This window comes from Mycobacterium sp. DHQP2018-32-09, from assembly GCF_058148405.1.
Genome location: NZ_JBYVYK010000073.1, coordinates 1 through 18,646 on the forward strand (window position 1 = coordinate 1; position 18,646 = coordinate 18,646).

At 69.9% G+C, this 18,646-nt stretch carries 16 protein-coding genes and 1 pseudogene; 3 read left to right on the plus strand and 14 right to left on the minus strand.

What is annotated here, in order from left to right; translation table 11 throughout:
* Window positions 1-332, minus strand: a pseudogene (locus AC30CM_RS25090) (LpqN/LpqT family lipoprotein); the annotation flags it as partial.
* 180 nt (window positions 333-512) lie between these two features.
* Here AC30CM_RS25090 and leuS point away from each other — a divergent pair.
* Window positions 513-3,401 carry a leucine--tRNA ligase gene (gene leuS / locus AC30CM_RS25095; protein ID WP_490119626.1) on the plus strand — a complete coding sequence of 963 codons (2,889 nt, stop codon included), beginning with the start codon at window positions 513-515 and terminating at the stop codon, window positions 3,399-3,401.
* Window positions 3,402-3,453: 52 nt separating this feature from the next.
* Here the strand turns inward: leuS and AC30CM_RS25100 are convergent, their stop codons facing one another.
* Complete coding sequence (locus tag AC30CM_RS25100) at window positions 3,454-5,133, minus strand: amidase (protein ID WP_490119627.1); 1,680 nt, start codon at window positions 5,131-5,133, stop codon at window positions 3,454-3,456.
* A gap of 11 nt (window positions 5,134-5,144) precedes the next feature.
* The gene (locus tag AC30CM_RS25105; RefSeq protein ID WP_490119628.1) at window positions 5,145-5,810 is read right to left on the minus strand and encodes an SDR family oxidoreductase; all 666 of its coding nucleotides are present in this window, start codon (window positions 5,808-5,810) and stop codon (window positions 5,145-5,147) included.
* A 68-nt stretch (window positions 5,811-5,878) separates the two neighbouring features.
* On the opposite strand from AC30CM_RS25105, the gene ggh reads away from it, so the two are divergent.
* Window positions 5,879-7,219, plus strand: a complete 1,341-nt coding sequence (ggh, locus tag AC30CM_RS25110) for a glucosylglycerate hydrolase (RefSeq protein WP_490119629.1) — start codon at window positions 5,879-5,881, stop codon at window positions 7,217-7,219.
* A 22-nt stretch (window positions 7,220-7,241) separates the two neighbouring features.
* On the opposite strand, the gene AC30CM_RS25115 is transcribed toward ggh, so the two are convergent.
* From AC30CM_RS25115 to AC30CM_RS25165, 11 genes are all read right to left on the minus strand, one after another.
* On the minus strand, window positions 7,242-7,742 hold the full coding sequence (locus tag AC30CM_RS25115; RefSeq protein ID WP_490119630.1) for a MarR family winged helix-turn-helix transcriptional regulator: 501 nt from the start codon (window positions 7,740-7,742) through the stop codon (window positions 7,242-7,244).
* Between the two features lie 50 nt (window positions 7,743-7,792).
* Window positions 7,793-8,545, minus strand: a complete 753-nt coding sequence (locus AC30CM_RS25120; protein ID WP_490119631.1) for an amino acid ABC transporter ATP-binding protein — start codon at window positions 8,543-8,545, stop codon at window positions 7,793-7,795.
* A complete protein-coding gene (locus AC30CM_RS25125; RefSeq protein ID WP_490119640.1) occupies window positions 8,542-10,284 on the minus strand; it encodes an ABC transporter substrate-binding protein/permease in 1,743 nt (580 codons plus the stop codon). The genes AC30CM_RS25120 and AC30CM_RS25125 overlap by 4 nt, the downstream gene beginning before the upstream one ends.
* 86 nt (window positions 10,285-10,370) lie before the next feature.
* Window positions 10,371-11,060 (minus strand): GntR family transcriptional regulator, encoded by a 690-nt coding sequence (locus tag AC30CM_RS25130; RefSeq protein ID WP_490119632.1) that lies wholly within the window; start codon window positions 11,058-11,060, stop codon window positions 10,371-10,373.
* Window positions 11,061-11,145: 85 nt separating this feature from the next.
* Window positions 11,146-11,940, minus strand: coding sequence for an LLM class F420-dependent oxidoreductase (locus tag AC30CM_RS25135; RefSeq protein ID WP_490119633.1), 795 nt, complete (start codon window positions 11,938-11,940; stop codon window positions 11,146-11,148).
* Between the two features lie 17 nt (window positions 11,941-11,957).
* Window positions 11,958-14,033, minus strand: coding sequence for a PhoX family protein (locus tag AC30CM_RS25140; RefSeq protein WP_490119634.1), 2,076 nt, complete (start codon window positions 14,031-14,033; stop codon window positions 11,958-11,960).
* A 110-nt stretch (window positions 14,034-14,143) separates the two neighbouring features.
* Window positions 14,144-14,284, minus strand: coding sequence for a hypothetical protein (locus tag AC30CM_RS25145; protein ID WP_490119635.1), 141 nt, complete (start codon window positions 14,282-14,284; stop codon window positions 14,144-14,146).
* Window positions 14,285-14,312: 28 nt separating this feature from the next.
* A complete protein-coding gene (locus AC30CM_RS25150) occupies window positions 14,313-15,206 on the minus strand; it encodes an alpha/beta fold hydrolase (protein ID WP_490119636.1) in 894 nt (297 codons plus the stop codon).
* Window positions 15,207-15,277: 71 nt separating this feature from the next.
* Window positions 15,278-16,360 carry an inositol-3-phosphate synthase gene (locus tag AC30CM_RS25155; RefSeq protein WP_490119637.1) on the minus strand — a complete coding sequence of 361 codons (1,083 nt, stop codon included), beginning with the start codon at window positions 16,358-16,360 and terminating at the stop codon, window positions 15,278-15,280.
* Window positions 16,361-16,413: 53 nt separating this feature from the next.
* The gene (locus AC30CM_RS25160; RefSeq protein ID WP_490119641.1) at window positions 16,414-16,959 is read right to left on the minus strand and encodes a PadR family transcriptional regulator; all 546 of its coding nucleotides are present in this window, start codon (window positions 16,957-16,959) and stop codon (window positions 16,414-16,416) included.
* A 146-nt stretch (window positions 16,960-17,105) separates the two neighbouring features.
* Window positions 17,106-17,975, minus strand: coding sequence for a DUF1707 SHOCT-like domain-containing protein (locus AC30CM_RS25165; RefSeq protein WP_490119638.1), 870 nt, complete (start codon window positions 17,973-17,975; stop codon window positions 17,106-17,108).
* Between the two features lie 126 nt (window positions 17,976-18,101).
* On the opposite strand from AC30CM_RS25165, the gene AC30CM_RS25170 reads away from it, so the two are divergent.
* Window positions 18,102-18,530, plus strand: coding sequence for a DUF5318 domain-containing protein (locus AC30CM_RS25170; protein ID WP_490119639.1), 429 nt, complete (start codon window positions 18,102-18,104; stop codon window positions 18,528-18,530).
* The last annotated feature ends 116 nt before the right edge of the window (window positions 18,531-18,646 follow it).

Below are 18,646 nucleotides of genomic sequence, written 5' to 3' on the forward strand. Positions count from 1 at the left end.
GCGACCCCAGCCGCCGGAGCGGCCGCGGTGACCCCGGCCGCCGGAGCGGCCGCGGGAAGCTGTGGGGAGCCCAGCCCGGGCAGCTGCTGCTGCAGGGCCGTGGCAGGGACGAGACCGGCCTGCATGGGCGTGGCGGGCGCGCCGGCCTGGACGGTGACGGTCTGGGTGACGGTGGCCGGGGCGGGCAGCGGCGGCATCGGCACGGCGGGCTCGGCAGACGCGGTCGTGCCTGCGAACCCGACGACGCCGGCGACGCCCACGGCGACGCTTGCGGTGACGAGTCCTAGACGACGGGCAGTGACGAACATCTGGCGGCGTTCCTTCCGGCTCACGGGGGATCGTGTGCTCCCACTTGCGCTCAGGGGCCGACCATATCCACGCCACGGACGCGCGAGCCAGCGTCGGAATCGACTCGCAACCGAGCTCTGACCGCACCGCAACGGAACCGATACCAAGCCGTGGCCGGGTGCCGGGAACCGCGTGGTCGTGAGGCGTTGACTACCCTGTTCGGCGTGACTGACCGGCCCGCATCCACCCCCGCCGCCCACGGCACCGACGTCTCGGAAGTCTCGGACGTTCCCAGGCAGCGTTACGACGCGGCCTTGGCGGGCGACATCGAGCGGGCGTGGCAGCAGGCGTGGGCGCAGCGCGGCACGTTCCACGTGCCCAACCCGGTGGGCTCGTTGGCGCCGACCGACGGCTCGCCGGTGCCCGAGGACAAGATGTTCGTCCAGGACATGTTCCCGTATCCGTCGGGGGAGGGGCTGCACGTCGGCCACCCGCTGGGGTACATCGCGACCGACGTCTACGCCCGCTACTTCCGCATGACCGGCCGCAACGTGTTGCACGCGCTGGGGTTCGACGCCTTCGGCCTGCCCGCCGAGCAGTACGCGGTGCAGACGGGCACGCATCCGCGCACCCGTACCGAGGCCAACATCGTCAACTTCCGGCGGCAGTTGGGCCGGCTGGGTCTGGGACACGACTCGCGGCGCAGCTTCTCCACCACCGACGTCGACTTCTACAAGTGGACGCAGTGGATCTTCTTGCAGATCTTCAACGCGTGGTTCGATCCGGAGCTGAACAAGGCGCGGCCGGTGGCCGAGTTGATCGCCGAGTTCGAGGCGGGGACGCGGACTCTCGCCGACGGTCGGCGCTGGCAGGAGCTGTCCGCGGGCGAACGGCGCGACGTCGTGGATTCCCACCGCCTGGTCTACCGGGCGGATTCGATGGTCAACTGGTGTCCCGGGTTGGGCACGGTGCTGGCCAACGAGGAGGTGACCGCCGACGGTCGCAGCGACCGCGGTAACTTCCCGGTGTTCCGAAAGCGCCTGCGGCAGTGGATGATGCGCATCACCGCGTACTCGGATCGGCTGCTCGAGGATCTCGACGTGCTGGACTGGCCGGACAAGGTCAAGACCATGCAGCGCAACTGGATCGGACGTTCGACGGGGGCCGAGGTGCGGTTCGGCACCGCCGCCGGTGACGTCGAGGTGTTCACCACGCGCCCCGACACGCTGTTCGGTGCCACCTATCTGGTGCTGGCGCCCGAGCACGAGCTGGTGGACGCGTTGGTCGCCGGGGGATCGGCGGGCTGGCCCGACGGCACCGACGAGCGCTGGACCTATGGTGCGGCGACGCCGGCCGAGGCCGTGGCGTCCTACCGCGCCGCGGTTGCCGCCAAGTCCGATCTGGAGCGTCAGGAGAACAAGACCAAGACCGGCGTGTTCTTGGGTACCTACGCCACCAATCCCGTCAACGGGCAACCGGTTCCGGTGTTCGTGGCCGATTACGTGCTCGCCGGGTACGGTACCGGCGCCATCATGGCGGTGCCGGGTCACGACGGCCGCGACTGGGATTTCGCCCGCACGTTCGGTCTGCCGGTGCGCGAGGTGATCTCCGGCGGCGACGTCGCCGAGGCCGCCTACGTCGGGGACGGCCTGCTGGTCAACTCGGAGTACCTCGACGGGATGAGCGTCGCGGAGGCCAAGGAGGCCGTGACGGCGCGGCTCGAGGCCGACGGCCGCGGCCGGGCCCGGGTGGAGTACAAGCTGCGCGACTGGCTGTTCGCGCGGCAGCGTTACTGGGGAGAGCCCTTCCCGATCGTCTACGACGCCGACGGTCGAGCCCACTCGTTGCCGGATTCCGCTCTGCCGGTAGAACTTCCGGATATCCCGGACTATGCCCCGGTGCAGTTCGATCCCGACGACGCCGACAGCGAGCCGTCACCGCCGTTGGGCAAGGCCACCGAATGGGTGCACGTCGACCTGGACCTCGGTGACGGACTGCAGCCCTACACCCGGGACACCAACGTCATGCCGCAGTGGGCGGGCAGCTCCTGGTACGAGCTGCGCTACGCCGATCCCCACAACGCGGAGTCGTTCTGCGCCAAGGAGAACGAGGCGTACTGGATGGGCCCGCGGCCGGCCGAGCACGGCGCGGGCGACCCCGGTGGCGTCGACCTCTACGTGGGCGGTGTCGAGCATGCGGTGCTGCACCTGCTGTACTCGCGGTTCTGGCACAAGGTGCTCTTCGACCTTGGCCATGTCAGCTCGCGAGAGCCTTACCGCCGCTTGGTGAACCAGGGCTACATCCAGGCCTTCGCCTACACCGACGCGCGGGGCAGCTACGTGCCCGCGGCCGAGGTCGTCGAGCGGGACGGCAGGTTCTTCTGGACCGGCCCCGACGGTGAGATCGAGGTGAACCAGGAGTTCGGCAAGATCGGCAAGAGTTTGAAGAACTCGGTGTCGCCGGACGAGATCTGCGACGAGTACGGCGCCGACACCTTGCGCGTGTACGAGATGTCGATGGGCCCGCTGGAGGCGTCCCGCCCCTGGGCGACCAAGGACGTGGTGGGTGCCCACCGGTTCCTGCAGCGCGTGTGGCGCCTGGTGGTCGACGAGTCCACGGGCTCGGCCATCGTCACCGAGGACGACCTGAGCGACGGCACGCTGCGGCTGCTGCACCGCACCATCGCCGGCGTCGCAGAAGACTATGCGGCACTGCGCAACAACACCGCCGCGGCCAAGCTCATCGAGTACACCAACCACCTCACCAAGGAGGGCGTCACCGCGCGCGCCGCGGTCGAGCCGCTGGTGCTGATGGTGGCACCGCTGGCGCCGCACCTCGCCGAGGAACTGTGGCAGCGCCTCGGCCACGACGCCTCGCTGGCCCACGGCCCGTTCCCCCTGGCCGATCCGGCCTACCTGGTGCAGGACACCGTCGAGTACCCGGTGCAGGTCAACGGCAAGGTGCGCGGCCGTGTCACGGTGGCCGCCGACGCCGCCGCCGACGCAGTGGAGGCGGCCGCGCTGGCCGACGAGAAGGTGGTCGCGTTCCTGGCGGGTGCCGCGCCGCGAAAGGTCATCGTGGTACCCGGCCGATTGGTCAACGTCGTCGTCTGACCCGCGATTTCGGCGCGCTCGCGTTCGCTCACCGAACGCGAGCGCGCCGAAATCACAGGGGTGGGGTGCGGGGCGGTGCCGTCCGCCGGCTGCCGAGGGCCTCGAAGGCCAGCCCGAGGCTCAGCAGCGCGACGTCGTCGTGGGCCCGGCCGGCGAACGTCAGGCCCACCGGCATGCCGATGTCGGTCATGGTGCCCATCGGCACGGTGACGGTGGGAATGCCGAGGTGGCGAATCGCCAAGTTGCCGTTGGCCACCCAGACGCCGTTGCGCCAGCCGAGATCGGCGGAGGCGGGGTTGACGTCCATGTCGGCGGGGCCGACGTCGGCGACGGCGGGGAAGAGCACCGCGTCGATGCCGCGGGCGGTCATCCAGTCCTCGAAGTCGATCTCGCGGGTGCGCTCGAGCCCGCGCAGGCCGTCGGCCAGCCCCGGGATGGCCAGGAACGACTCGATGGGGTGCTCGCGGAGGAACGCGGGGTAGTTGTTGATGTCGTCGTCGAACCCGGTGTAGCGGTCGGGCAGGGCGCCCTCGGGATGCGGGAAGATGCGTGCACCGTCGACGTCGGTGAGCCGCTCGCACGCGGGATCACCATTGGCGCGCAGGAAGTCGTCCCAACTCCAGGCCGACAGGTCCCAGATCTCGCGCTGCAGGTACTCGGGACTGACGAGCCCCCGGGTGGCCAGGGTCGGGGCGCCCGCGCGGTCGCCCTCGTAGTTGGACACCACCGGGAAGTCGACCTCGATCACCTCGGCACCGGCGGCCACCAGGTCGCGGCGTGCGGCGTCGAACAGCGCCATCACCGACGGGCGGGTCTCGATGGGCTGGCCCGTGGGACCGCCGATGCCGGTGGCGCCCACGCCGGCGTCGGGATCGGCGTTGACGTACATCCGCGGCACGCCGAGCCGCAGGCCGCGCAGATCGCGGGCGGACAGGGCGGCGTAGGACCGCGGCCGGTGCTGGCCGACGGTGGGCAGCGACACCCAGGGTTGGGCGCGCCAGAAGTCGCCGCGGGTGTCCGGGTCCTCGGCGACCACGACGTCGAGCACCGCGAGAAGGTCTGCCATGCAGCGGGTGTGGGGCACGACGACGTCCATGGTGGGGACCAGCGGCCAGCCGCCGCGGGTGGAGATCACGCCGCGCGACGGCGTGTAGGCACACAGCGCGTTGTTCGAGGCAGGTCCGCGACCCGACGACCACGTCTCCTCACCGATGCCGAACGCGCACAGCGAGGCGGCCGTGGCCGCACCGGAGCCGTTCGACGATCCGGATCCGAACGGGGCGGCGAGATAGTCGGCGTTGTAGGGACTCTCGGCGCGGCCGTAGAGCCCGCGCTGCATGCCGCCGTTGGCCATGGGCGGCATGTTGGTCAGCCCGATGAGCACCGCCCCCGCGGCCCGCAGCCGTTCGACGACGAAGGCGTCGCGCTGGGCGTGCAGCTCGGCGAAGGCGGGGCTGCCCGCCGCGACGGTCAGGCCGCGGGCCTGGTAGCTGTCCTTGACGGTGTAGGGGATGCCGTCGAGCGGTCCCAGGCTGCGCCCTGCGGCGCGGCGGGCGTCGGACGCCTCGGCGGCGGCGCGGGCGCCGGGGTCGGCCACGACGATGGCGTTGAGCAGCGGGTCGTAGGCGGCGATGCGCTCGAGGTAGGCGTCCAGCAACGCGACGGCGGTCAACGACCCGTCGGCGAGTTTGGCGCCCAGATCGGCGATGGCGGCTTCGTGTACGCGGTCCATGGGTCTGTCTCCTAGCGGGGCCGGATGACGATCTCGTGCACGTGTGCGTCGGGCGGGGTGGCGACGGCCTGGGCCACCACGGCCGCGACGCTGTCGGTGGACAGGAAGCGCGCGGGGTCGTAGTCGCGTTCCTCGTAGGCCACCAGGTCGCGCTGCATGTCGGTGTCGATGCGTCCGGGATGGATCGACGTGACGCGCAGGGTGGGTTCGTCGGCACGCAGCGAGTCGGCGAAACCGCGCAGCGCGAACTTGCTGGCCGAGTAGGACGCCAGGCCCGGGGAGGCGTTGATGCCGGCGCCGGAGTTGATGAACACGACGTGACCGCGGCTGGCCTGCAGCGCGGGCAGCAGCGCCAGGGTCAGTGCGACGGGACCGATCAGGTTGACGGTCATGGTCGCCGACCACTGGTCGACCGACGACTCGCCGACGCGTCCGGGGTAGGCGACGCCGGCGTTGTGCACCAGGACGTCGAGTTCGTCGATGGGTTCGACGGTGGCCTCGATGCCGTCGGGGTCACCCAGGTCCATGGGCCACGTGGTGGCGCCGAACCGCTCGGCCACGGCGTCGAGCCGGGACGAGGGGCGGCCGGCGAGCAGCAGTGTGTGGGTGGGTGCCAGCGCGGCGGCGATGGCCTTGCCAAGGCCCGCCGAGGCACCGGTGATCATCGCGGTCGGCACCGGTGCCACGTTACTCAGCCCACCCGCAGGACTGCACGCGTGGACGCGGCGTCGCATGATGGACACCGATGCCTCCCGATCCCAGCTTCGCGCCCACCCAGCTCGCGGCCCGTGCCGCCTATCTGCTGCGCGGCAACGACCTCGGTGTCATGACCACCGCCGCCCCGTTGCTCTACCCCCACATGTGGAGTTGGGACGCGGCGTTCGTCGCGATCGGCCTGGCGCCGTTGAGCGTGGAGCGCGCGGTGGTCGAACTCGACACGTTGCTGTCGGCGCAGTGGCGCAACGGGATGATCCCGCACATCGTGTTCGCCAACGGCGTCGACGGTTACTTTCCCGGGCCGGCGCGGTGGGCGGCGGCCGCGTTGTCGCCGAACGCGCCCAGCGGCAGGCACACGTCGGGTATCACGCAGCCGCCGGTGCACGCGATCGCGGTGCAGCGCATCCTCGATCACGCCCGCAGTCGGGGTCGGTCGTCGCGGGCGGTGGCCGAGGCGTTCCTGGACCGGCGGTGGGATCAGCTGGTGCACTGGCACCGGTGGTTGGCGACTGCACGCGACCCGCAGGCGCGGGGCCGCGTCACGCTGTACCACGGCTGGGAGTCCGGCATGGACAACTCACCGCGCTGGGATGCGGCGTACGCCAACGTGATTCCCGGTGTGGTGCCGCCGTATCAGCGTGAGGACAACAAGATCAACACCGACGCCAGTCAGCGTCCGTCGGATCTGGAGTACGACCGCTACCTGTGGCTGGTCGAGGAGATGAAGTCGGTGCGGTACGACGACGCGTTGCTGCCGCAGGCGATGAGCTTCGCCGTCGAGGACGTGTTCGTCTCGGCCATCCTCTCGGTGGCGTGCACGGTGCTCGCGGAGATCGGCGAGGATTACAAGCGCCCCGGCGCCGACGTCCGCGAACTGTACGGTCTGGCCGAGCGGTTCCGCCGCGGCGTGGTGGAGGCCGCCGACGAAAGAACCGGTGCCGCCAGGGATTACGACACGAAGGCGCAGCGCTGGGTGGCCACCGAGACCGTGGCGCAGTTCGCTCCGCTGCTGTGTGGCGGGTTGCCGCACGAGCGCGAACGAGCATTGCTGCGGCTGCTCGAGGGGCCGCGGTTCTGTGCGCACCCCGACCTGAAGTACGCGGTGATCCCGTCGACGTCGCCGGTGTCGCGGGACTTCCGACCGCGGGAGTACTGGCGTGGCCCGGTGTGGCCGGTGATGACGTGGCTGTTCTCGTGGTGCTTCGCCAGGAGGGGCTGGGCGGAGCGGTCGGCCATCCTGCGGCGCGAGGGGTTGCGCCAGGCCAGTGACGGCACCTTCGCCGAGTACTACGAGCCGTTCACCGGGGAGCCGTTGGGCAGCATGCAGCAGTCGTGGACCGCCGCGGCCGTGTTGGACTGGCTGGGCTGAGCTGGGCTGTCGTTCGGCCCGGTCATTCGGCCCCGTCAGTCGGCCTGGCCGGCGTCGCGCCCTCGGCCTGCTCGGCCAGCCGGGCCAACGGTGCCAGCGCCGTCGACAGCGTGGTGCGCTCCTCGGGGGTGAGTTTGGTCAACATGGCCGCCAGCGCCGCCCGACGCGTGGCGAGTGCCTCGCGGTGCTGGACCAGCCCCCGCGGTGTCACGTCGACGAGCACGGCGCGAAGGTCGGAGGGGTCACGGGACCGCTTGACCAGTCCCAGCTTCTCGAGCCGGCGGATGGCGACCGTCGTGGTGGGGGTGCGGACGCGTTCGTGGGCGGCCAGGTCGGTCATCCGCATCGGGCCTTGGTCGAGCAGCGTCAACAGGATCGACAATTGTGCCAGGGTGAGGTCGGCGCCACTCTCGGCGTCCGCCTTCGGCGCCTCACCGGTGCGCCGAAGCACGGTGAACAGCTTCGAGAGCGTCTGCTGCAGCTCTCCAGCCAGCTCGGTGACCTGCGGCTCGGTCTCGACCATAATTCGCTAGTCTAACCTGTCGGTCGTCGGCATTTGTCCAAGACCCGGTTTCACAGCACCTGCGACAGGAACTGCCGCAACCGGTCGGTTTCCGCCGACTCGAACAGCCGCTCCGGTGGGCCGGTCTCCACGACGCGGCCGTGGTCCATGAACACGACGGAGTTCGCCGTCGAGCGTGCGAACCCCATCTCGTGGGTCACCACCACCATCGTCATCCCGTCGGCGGCGAGGTCGGCGATGAGCGCCAAAATGCCCTTGACCAGTTCGGGATCCAGAGCCGAGGTGGCCTCGTCGAAGAACATGATCTGCGGCGCCATGGCCAGCGCGCGGGCGATCGCGACGCGCTGCTGCTGGCCGCCCGACAGCGTGCCGGGGCGCACGTCGGCCTTGTGCCGCAACCCGACTCGTTCCAGTTGCGCCATCCCGAGCGTGCGCGCGGCGTCGGCGTCGAGCTTCTTGAGCTTGCGCGGCCCCAGCGTGACGTTGTCGAGCACGCTGCGGTGGGGGAACAGGTTGAAGTGCTGGAACACCATCCCGATGCGCTGGCGCAGTTCGTCGGGGTTGTCCGCGAGCACCGAGCGCCCGTCGAGCAGGATGTCGCCGCGCTCGGGTTCGTGCAGCCGGTTGAGCGTGCGCAGCAGGGTCGACTTGCCCGATCCGGAGGGCCCGATCACCGCGGTGGTGGTGCCCGCGGGCACGTCGACGTCGACACCGCGCAGCACCTTGTTGACACCGAAGGACAGGTGGATGTCCTTGGCGGCCAACGACACCGCGGAGAGCTTGCCGGGCTGTTCGGTGCTCACGTCATCTCCTGTGTGGTGCTGGCCGACGGCTCCAGAGGGTCGTCGGGTTCGGCCTGGGCGCGGCCGCGGCGCAGCCGGTCGTCGATGAAGTTCACCAGATGTGTCAGCGGGATGGTCAGCGCCAGGTAGAACAGGCCGGCGGCCACCAGCGGTGACAGGTTGCCGGTTTGGGCGTTGAGGTCGCGGCCCACCTGGAACAGCTCGCGCTGGCTGGCGATCAGGCCCAGGAAGTACACCAGCGACGACGCCTTGAGCAGCGAGATGAACTGGTTCACCAGGGCGGGCAGCACGCGCCGGATGCCCTGCGGGATCACCACCAGTCGCATCGACGCCGAATAGCTGAAGCCCAGGGCGCGTGAGGCTTCCAGCTGACCGGCCTCCACGCTCTGGATGCCGGAGCGGAAGATCTCGCCGACGTAGGCGCCGGCCATCAGGCCCAGCGCGGCGATGCCCAGCGGGTAGGGGTTGTTGCCGGTGAGCCCGCCGACGATGGGCCCGATGCCCAGGCCGATCAACAGGATGATGACGACCTCGGGCAGCCCGCGGAACACGTCGGTGTAGATGCGGGCGGGCCAGCGCAGCCAGCGGGAGCGCGAGATCCCGGCCACCGCGAGCAGCATGCCGAGCACCAGCCCGATGACGCTGGCGCAGAACGTCAGGATCAACGTGTTGGGCAGCCCCGTGGTGAACAGGTCGGGGATGGCCTGCCGATACAGATCCCAGTCGAGGAAGGTGTCCTTCAGTTGGGCGAGCGTCGACTTCGGCGCCTGCGGAGCGCCGGCGGTCTCGGGGGCCTGCTGCGCGGCGATCGCCGCGAAATCGGGCAGCTGAGGCAGCGGCGCGGCCTTGGATCCCGGTTTCCAGCCGGGCGGGAGCGCGCGGGGAACCCAGTCGGAGTAGAGCTTGGCCCAGGTGCCGTCGTCGATCACGGCGTCCAGGCCGGAGTTCAGGGCGTCGATCAACGGCTGGTTCTCCTTGGCCACCGCGTAGGCCACGAAGTTGTCCAGGCTGAAGGTGTTCTCGATGATCTGGGCGGGGTCACCGGGTTGCACGGTGCCCTGCGCCTGCTGCGACGGCGCCACCCACGCGTCGATCTGGCGGGTCTTGAGGCTGCCGTAGACGGTGTTGTAGTCCGGGAACTTCACCGGGTCCAGGCCCAGGGTGTCGACGACGTAGGCCTCCTGCACGGTGCCCTGGACGACGCCGATGCGCTGGCCGGGGCCCAGGTCGCCGAAGCCCTTGATGGCCGAGCCGGTGGGCACCACGAGGGAGAAGTAGCCGAAGTCGTAGCCGTTGGTGAAGCCGACGGTCTGGCGGCGGGCGTCGGTGGTGGTGATCGACGACGAGGCCACGTCGAACCGGCGCGAGGCGGTCTGGGCCAGCAGCCCGGAGAAGTCGGTGCCCACGAAGTTCACGCGCAGGCCGAGCTTGTCGGCGATGGCCTTGAGCAGTTCGTTGTCGAAGCCGGTGAACTGGCCGCTGGCGTCGATGCAGATGCTCGGTGGCGCGTCGGACAGGGTGCCCACGGTGAGTACGCCGGGGGTGCCGAGACCCAGCCGGTTGACGTCGACGGCGTCGAGGGGTTCGACGCCGGGGGTCGTGTACTTGTCGGCCTCGGGCCCCTGAGCGGCGGCCGCCAGGTTGGTGGGCAGGGCGCTGGCGCTCTGCACGCCCGGCGGCGCGCACTGGTCGGCGCGGGCGGCGGGCGCCATGCCCAGCCCGGTCGTCAGGACGAGCATCAGGAGGGCGGACGCGAGGATTCCGATGCGGGTCACCACCGAAACGTAGCCGCATCGGGGGTCGCGGGCGAACGCGTCCCCGCGATTCAGGGTGCTCCCGGGGGGTCGGTCTGCGGGGGCAGCACCCCGCGGCGGACCAGTTCGGCGAGCATGATGCGGCCCATCACGGCCGCGCGTGCCTCGCAGGCGCTGCGTGCCCGGTCGGCCGCACCCTCTCGAATCGCGGTGAACTCAACCTCGTAGGACGGCAGCAGTTCGTCGTGACTGCCCGCGTAGGCGGTCCAGAAGGTGGGCAGCAGCAGGGTGCGTGACGCGCGGATGGCGGCCCGCAGCCGTGGCCCGGCGTGGCGGTGGTTGACGGTGCGGCGGAACTGCCACGCGGACTGCTGGAAGCCCTTGGACTCCACCCCGGCGCGGAGGGCGTCGAGCAGCGGGCTCAGCTCCGCGATCAAGTCGGCACGAAGGTCGGCATCGCCGACGGCGGCCGCCCGCGCCGAGGCCATCCCGTTGAGCGCGCCGTACACCTCGTGGTGTTCGAGCAGCACGGCGTGGTCGAATCTTTCGACGAACGCACCGCGGTGATAGCGCGTGGCGATGAGACCGTCACGTTCGAGCTGAACCAGGGCCTCCTGCACCGGAACTCGGCTCAGGCCGAGGTCTTCGGCCACCTCGTTGCGGTCCAGCCGATCACCGGAGCGCAGCTTGCCGGAGAGGATCAGGTTGACGACGTGGCCGACGACCAGATCCTTCTCTTTGACCCCGTATCTCTTGGGCATGGCCCCGGAAGTGTCTCACGCTGCCATTCCGGGCGCGGGCGGTTGCCGGGGCCTCGGCAGGACGACGGTCGGCACCGTCACCGGCTCAGCCGCGGGCGTGCTGGTCGCGCCAGTCGACCAGCGCCTGGGTGCGCGTCAGGTCGTAGTCGGGTCCGTTGACGCCGATGGTCAGCAGCGTCACGCCCAGATCCACCAACGACTGGGCGCCGGCGCGCATGGCGTCGTCGTCACCCTCGGGTACGCCGGAGGACCGTTCGATCTCGCTCGGGTCGCGACCGACGTCGGCGCAGTGCCGGTCGAGTACCTCGGCCTTCTGCGGGTAGGTGGTGGCGTCGGTGAAGCCGTGCCACACGTGGGCGTATTCGGCCACGAGGCGCAGCGTCTTCTTCTCGCCCTGGCCGCCGATCAGGATCGGGATGTCCCGTACCGGTGCGGGCTTGAGCTTGCCCAGTCGCGACGTGATGCGCGGCAGTGCGGCCGCGAGGTCGTCGAGGCGGCTGCCCGCGGTGCCGAACTCGTAGCCGTACTCCTCGTAGTCCTTGTCCTTCCACCCGGATCCGATGCCGAGCACCAGACGGCCGTCGGAGATGTTGTCGACGGTGCGGGCCATGTCGGCCAGCAGTTCGGGGTTGCGGTAGGAGTTGCAGGTCACCAACGCCCCGATCTCGATGCGCGACGTCTGCTCGGCCCAGGCGGCGAGCATGGTCCAGCATTCGTAGTGGGGGCCGTCGGGATCGCCGTACAGCGGGAAGAAGTGGTCCCAGTTGAACGCCACGTCCACGCCCATGTCCTCGCAGCGGCGCACCGCGTCGCGGAGCTGGCCGTAGTTGGTCATGTGTTGGGGTTGCAGCTGCACACCGATGCGCACGGGTCGAGTCATGGAATCCACCGTAGGCGTTAGACGCCGATGGCGCCGTCGGGTCGCCAGACGGCGACGACGGAGGGCTTGGCGGTGCCGTTGCCGCCCTCGGGCCAGCGGGACAGCGGATCGTCGATGCTGTTGTCGTCGTTCTCGCCGGGGTGTTGCACGCACACGGTCACCAGGTCGTCGGTGATCACCGGGCCGCACGTCTCGGCGCCGACGGGCACCGTGAGGAACTGCTTGGTGAGCCCGCGCGTCGGTCCCTCCAGCGATACCGCGAACAGGCCGTCGTTGGAGTTCAGGGCGTTGCCGTCGGTGGACACCCACAGGTTGCCGTGCCCGTCGAAGGCCAGGTTGTCGGGACACGAGATGGGGCTGACCTCGGTCTTGTCGAAGCCGCCGAAGTAGGTGTCTGCTGCCTCCGGGTCGCCGCACACCAGCAGTAGCTCCCACGTGAAGGCGGTGCCCGCGTGCTCGTCGGTGATCTCGAGGATCTGACCGTTCTTGTTGTCCGCGCGCGGGTTGGCGGCGTCGGGACCGGCCTTGTCGGGGGCGCCGCGGTCGGTGTTGTTGGTCAACGCCACGTAGACCTTGCCGCTCTTGGGGTTTGCCTCGAAGTCTTCGGGCCGGTCCATCTTCGTCGCGCCCACCTCGTCACCGGCGAAGCGGGTGAGCACCGCGACCTCGTCCGGGGTCATTCCCGGCACCAGTGATTCGGCGCGGCCGTCGGAGTTGGTGCGCAGCAGCGGAATCCAGGTTCCGGTGCCGGCGAACCGGCCGCTGGTCGGCAGCGCGCCGTCGCCGGTGATCTCGGAGGCGGGGATGTCGCTGCCGAGCTTGGCGACGTACAGCGTGCCCTGGTCGAGGATGGTCATGTTGGCGGCCATGGCCTCGGGGGAGCGGCCGGGCTGAATCCTTCTGCTGGAGACGAACTTGTACATGTAGTCGAAGCGCTCGTCGTCGCCGCCGTAGGCGACGACGGTGCCGTCGGCGGTGACGTAGACGTTGGCGGCCTCGTGCTTGAACCGCCCCATGGCGGTGTGCTTGACGGGCGGCGACGCCGGATCCCACGGGTTCACCTCGACGACGTAGCCGAAGCGGTTCACCTCGTTGGGCGTGGCGGTGAGGTCGAAGCGCGCGTCGAAGTCTTCCCACTTGCGTTCGGTCGGTTCGGTCTTGATGCCGTAGCGCTTGAGTCGGTCGGCGACCACCGGCGCGGGTGCCGGGGCACCGTCGGGCGCGCCGAAGTAGGAGTTGAAGTTCTCCTCACCGGAGAGCACCGTGCCCCATGGGGTTACGCCTCCGGAGCAATTGTTGACGGTACCGAGCACCGTCCGCCCGGTCGGGTCGGCTGCGGTCTTGAGCAGGTCGGTCCCGGCCGCCGGGCCCACCAGCGTGAACGGGGTGTCGGCGGTGATGCGACGGTTGTAGCGGCCCATCACCGGCCGTAGCCCGTCCGGTGTGCGTTCCACCTCCACCACCGAGAGTCCGTGCGCCGCAATGCCGATCTCGAACTGCTCGCGGGTGGGTTTCGCGGCGTCGTAGCCGGGGTGCATGAACTGCTCGGTGGTGTACTCGTGGTTGGTCACCAGCAGGAACCGGTTGGGGCTGTCCGGCATGGGCAGCAGCCCGGCGAAGTCGTTGTTGAAGCCGAACTGCTGGCGTTGCGCGGCGGCGCTCTGGCGGGTGACGTCGAACGGCGGCGCTCCGGGTAGCACGGGGTCGCCCCAGCTGATCACCACCGACTGCCGGTAGCCGTCTGGGATCACCACGGCGTCCTCGCTGTTGGGGGGCACGGTGGCGAAGTTCATGCCGGCGGGCGTGGGCGCCTCGGCGGGCGTGGTGGCCGTCGGCGTGGCTGCGGTGTCGGTGTTGCTCGACGAGCAGGCGGCCAACGCCGTGCCCGCGCCGACCGCGAGCACGGTGACCCCGGCGGCCTTGAGCGCCGAGCGGCGGGTGACCGCCGCGACCACGTCGCCGAAGTATTCGTTGTCGCTGGTGTTGGGCGCGGGGTGGAAGCAGGCGTCACCGCAGCGGAAGCGGCACGTGATGCGCTGTCTGGCCGAGCGGCCGTCGTGGTCGACGAGCAGGTTCAACGGGACGAGCGCCATCGCAACGAGGTCCTTTCGCGGGTTCGACGATCGGCCGGGGCTGTGGCCGCGTCGAGCGAGAACCTACGGGCGCCTGGGAAGCAGCTGTGAACGTGTGGGTGAACGGCAGCTTAAGCGGGGCCGGGTTCGGTGGCGGGCGCCGGTTCGGGCGGGTCCACCGGGGCGAGGCGCTCCGGGGTTTCCTCCGGGGAGAGGCGTTCGGGCACTTCGGTGGGTGCCAGGGGTTCGACGGGTTCGGCGGGTGCGGTCATGTCCTGGGGCTACCCGAAGCCGCGAACCCTAACCCGCGAGCCGCTCCTGCAGGATCTCCACCAATGCGGCGGGTTGGTCGCCCTGCACCGAGTGCCCGGCGTCCGGGACCACGAGCGTGGTGCGGAACCCGGGTGCGGCCGCGGCGAAGGCCGCCGCGTCGTCGTCGTGGACGAAGAACGAGTTGGCGCCGCGCACCAGGGTCGTCGGCATCGTGATGGCCGGCACGTCGTCCCATAGCCCCTCGAACCCGTCGCCGGTGCGGATCGCATCGTACCGCCACGTCCAGCTGCCGTCGGACAGCTGGACGGAGTTGTGGAACACTCCGCGCCGCAACGACTTTCGGTCACGATGTGGGGCAGCGGCGACGGTCACGTCGAGCATGGCCTCGAAGCTGTCGAAGGTGCGTTCGCCGCGCACCAGGGCCACCGCGCCCAGTTGGGCCTTGGTCATCTCCTCGTGCCGCTCGGGCGCCGACGGCGTGACGTCGACCAGGACCAGTTCGGGCACCAGCTCGGGTTCCTCGGCGGCGATGCGCAGCGCGGTCAGTCCGCCGAGCGACATCCCGACCACCAGGCGGGGGTGGGGCGCGACGTCGCGCAGCATCGGCCGCAGCGTCACGGCGTTGAGTCGGGGTCCGTAGTCACCGTCCTCGCGCCACGCCGAACGGCCGTGGCCGGGCAGGTCCACGGCCAACGCGGGGACGCCCAGGCCCAGGATCACGGTGTCCCAGGTGTGCGCGTTCTGTCCACCGCCGTGCAGGAAGACCACCTGCGGGGCGTCGTCACCCCACTTCAGGGCGCTGACGGGTCCGGCGTCGACGCGCGCCACCGGCGGCAGCGGGCCGGTGTGGCCGATCTGCTCGGCGTTCTCGGCCAGCAGCCCGAACTCGTCGAGACCGGGCAGGGCGTCGTCGGCGACCATGCCCCGACCCTAGCGATTCGTGCACCCGCACCCGCGCTCAGCGCGGACACGGGTGCACGAACTGCGGGGAATCAGCCCTCGATGAACGTCTCGAGCGCGGCGCGGGCGACGTCGTCGGCCATCTGCTCGGGCGGGCTCTTCATCAGGTAAGCCGAGGCGGGGAGGATCGGGCCGCCGATGCCGCGGTCCTTGGCGATCTTCGCCGCACGCACGGCGTCGATGATGATGCCCGCGGAGTTCGGGGAGTCCCAGACCTCGAGCTTGTACTCCAGGTTCAGCGGCACGTCGCCGAAGGCGCGGCCCTCGAGGCGCACGTAGGCCCACTTGCGGTCGTCGAGCCACGCGACGTGGTCCGACGGGCCGATGTGGACGTTCTTGTCCTCGATCTTGCCGGCCAGCGAGCCGGTGAGGTTCGAGGTGACGGCCTGGGTCTTGGACACCTTCTTGGACTCCAGGCGCTCGCGCTCGAGCATGTTCTTGAAGTCCATGTTGCCGCCGACGTTCAGCTGGTAGGTGCGGTCGAGCGTGACGCCGCGGTCCTCGAACAGCTTGGCCATGACGCGGTGGGTGATGGTGGCGCCGACCTGGCTCTTGATGTCGTCGCCGACGATCGGGACGCCGGCGTCGGCGAACTTCTTCGCCCACTCCGGGTCGCTGGCGATGAACACGGGCAGCGCGTTGACGAAGGCGACGTTCGCGTCGATGGCGCACTGGGCGTAGAACTTGTCGGCCTGCTCCGAGCCGACGGGCAGGTAGGACACCAGCACGTCGACCTCGGCGTCCTTGAGCGCCTTGACCACGTCGACGGCCTCGGCGTCGGAGACCTCGATGGTCTCGGCGTAGTACTTGCCGATGCCGTCGAGGGTGGGGCCGCGCTGCACCACGACGTCCGTGGGCGGCACGTCGGCGATCTTGATGGTGTTGTTCTCCGACGCGTAGATGGCCTCGGAGAGGTCGAAGCCGACCTTCTTGGCGTCGACGTCGAATGCGGCGACGAACTTGACGTCACGCACGTGGTACGGCCCGAACTTGACGTGCATCAGGCCGGGGACGGTGCCGTTCTCATCGGCATCCTGGTAGTACTGGACACCCTGGACCAGCGACGACGCGCAGTTTCCTACGCCGACAATGGCGACGCGAACCTCGTTCGACATAAGACGCTCTCCTCACTCGTACTGACGGTTGCTGCGGTGGTGCGGCTGGATGCTCAGGGGTGGTCGGGCCGACCCTGGGCACCGCGTTCGGCCGCGATCAATTCGTTGAGCCACTTCACTTCGCGCTCACTGGACTCGAGCCCGAGCTGATGCAGCTGTTTGGTGTACCGATCGAAGGAGCTGCTCGCCCGTGCGATGGCGTCGCGCAACCCCTCGCGACGCTCCTCGACCTGACGACGGCGACCTTCGAGGATGCGCATCCGGGCCTCGGCGGGGGTGCGGTTGAAGAACGCCAGGTGCACGCCGAAACCGTCGTCGGTGTAATTCTGCGGGCCGGTGTCCGCGACGAGTTCGGTGAAGCGTTCCTTGCCGGCGTCGGTGAGCTGGTAGACGCGACGGGCCCGCCGCACCTTCGCCGAGCCCTCGGGCGCCGCGTCCTCGACGATGAGGCCGTCGGCCTGCATGCGTCGCAATGCGGGGTACAGCGAGCCGTAGGAGAACGCCCGAAACGCTCCCAGCAGGCCCGTCAACCGCTTGCGCAGTTCGTAACCGTGCATCGGCGACTCGAGTAGCAGTCCCAAAACGGCCAGTTCCAGCACCCGAATCACCTCCCGGTCTCCGTTGGTGTCGTCGTTAGGACGCTTCGACACCTCGCTCGTTTGTATCGAGCCGATATATTGCAGCGTACGCGAACACGTGTCAACCGTTCAGGCGACGTTCATCGTCGGGGGGTTGGCGGCCGGCGTCAGGACCGGTAGATCGCCTTCGTGCTGCCGTCGGGGTACAGCTCCAGGTAGCCGCCGCCGAACTGGGCGTTGACGTGGATCGACAGGTAGACGGCATCCGGGGTGGCGGGGTCCTCGGAGGGGCTGATCCGCAGCCACACCTCCTCGACGTCGTCGGCCTTCGCGCCCAGCGTGTCCGGGGCGCCGCGCAGGATCGCGAGCACCTTCTCGTAGTCGAACGCCGACAGGTCCACCAGGCGGTCGTCGCCGTCGAGCGCGGAGGCGTCGGTCCAGGGATCGCCCCACCCGCCGCGGTACTGGTAGCGCTGCTTGCGGCGATTGTCGGACGGGTCCGGCCGCTCCAGGTAGGCGATGTCGGGGTGGACGTCCATCTCGTAGCCCATGGTGCTGCCGAACTTCTGGCGCATCTGCTCGAACAGGCCGTTGAGGCCGTTGATCGACTGCAGCTGCTTGGGTGGCGTGAGCACCCTGGGCTGGATGCCGTCGGCCTTGGCGCCGGGGTCGCTCTGGAAGCTCAGCGGCGAACTGGTGCTGCCGTACAGCCCCCAGCCGATGCACATGCCCAGTACGACGAGGACCACGGCGGTGGCGATGCGGAAACCCAGGACGGCACCGCGAGGGGGGACCAGGGTGCGCAGGCGCGAGGGCCGGTCCAGGTCGGGCAGGCGGACCGGGGCGTCGTCGATCTGCAGGTCGGACACCAGCGAGCGCAGGTCGCCGAGCGTCGTGGCGCCGGTCGCCAGCGCGACCCGGGTGCGGTGTTCCTCCATCGAGAGCTGGCCGTCGGCCAGGGCGCTGTCCAACACCTGACAGGTGTCGTTGCGGTCGGAGTCCTTCGCCCGCGTCGCTGGTGTCTGCCGCGTCGCCACGCGGTGATCTTAAGAGGCGGCCGCCCGAGAATGCGTCGCCGTCGGTGCAGAACGCGCGGACGACCGTGGCCGAGGCGTGACGGAGTCGGCCTTTCGCTCCCGCGGCGCCGACGTACTCTGGACGGCGTGCGATTGCAGAGACAGGTGGTGGACTACGCGCTTCGGCGCCGGTCCCTGCTGGCCGAGGTGTACTCGGGGCGCACCGGCGTCTCCGAGGTCTGCGACGCGAACCCCTATTTGCTGCGAGCCGCGAAGTTCCACGGTCGACAGAGTTCGGTGATGTGCCCGATCTGCCGCAAGGAGCAGCTCACGCTGGTGTCCTGGGTGTTCGGCGATCACCTCGGCCCGGTATCCGGGTCCGCCCGCACCACCGAGGAATTGGTGCTGTTGGCGGCGCGGTTCGACGAGTTCGCGGTACACGTCGTGGAGGTCTGCCGAACGTGCAGCTGGAACCACCTGGTGAAGTCCTACGTGCTGGGAGCCCCGAAGCCACCGAAGGCCAAGGGCACACGCACTCGAGCGGCGCGCTCCAAGGCGCGCACCGCCAGTGAATAGCGAGAGGCCACACAGCAGGTCAGCCGACGACGTCCCCCGCGGGTCCGTGGCCGGCGGTGCTGGGCCCACACCCCCCGCGAGCGCCGGCCCGCAGCGGCCTGCCGTGCCCACCCCGC

What these genes read in the sequence shown, in the direction of transcription:
- AC30CM_RS25100 (WP_490119627.1), bottom strand. Translation starts at nt 5,133, where the DNA reads ATGGACCGCGTACACGAAGCCGCCATCGCCGATCTGGGCGCCAAACTC.
- ggh (WP_490119629.1), top strand. Translation starts at nt 5,879, where the DNA reads ATGCCTCCCGATCCCAGCTTCGCGCCCACCCAGCTCGCGGCCCGTGCC.
- AC30CM_RS25115 (WP_490119630.1), bottom strand. Translation starts at nt 7,742, where the DNA reads ATGGTCGAGACCGAGCCGCAGGTCACCGAGCTGGCTGGAGAGCTGCAG.
- AC30CM_RS25125 (WP_490119640.1), bottom strand. Translation starts at nt 10,284, where the DNA reads ATGCTCGTCCTGACGACCGGGCTGGGCATGGCGCCCGCCGCCCGCGCC.
- AC30CM_RS25130 (WP_490119632.1), bottom strand. Translation starts at nt 11,060, where the DNA reads ATGCCCAAGAGATACGGGGTCAAAGAGAAGGATCTGGTCGTCGGCCAC.
- AC30CM_RS25135 (WP_490119633.1), bottom strand. Translation starts at nt 11,940, where the DNA reads ATGACTCGACCCGTGCGCATCGGTGTGCAGCTGCAACCCCAACACATG.
- AC30CM_RS25140 (WP_490119634.1), bottom strand. Translation starts at nt 14,033, where the DNA reads ATGGCGCTCGTCCCGTTGAACCTGCTCGTCGACCACGACGGCCGCTCG.
- AC30CM_RS25145 (WP_490119635.1), bottom strand. Translation starts at nt 14,284, where the DNA reads ATGACCGCACCCGCCGAACCCGTCGAACCCCTGGCACCCACCGAAGTG.
- AC30CM_RS25150 (WP_490119636.1), bottom strand. Translation starts at nt 15,206, where the DNA reads ATGGTCGCCGACGACGCCCTGCCCGGTCTCGACGAGTTCGGGCTGCTG.
- AC30CM_RS25155 (WP_490119637.1), bottom strand. Translation starts at nt 16,360, where the DNA reads ATGTCGAACGAGGTTCGCGTCGCCATTGTCGGCGTAGGAAACTGCGCG.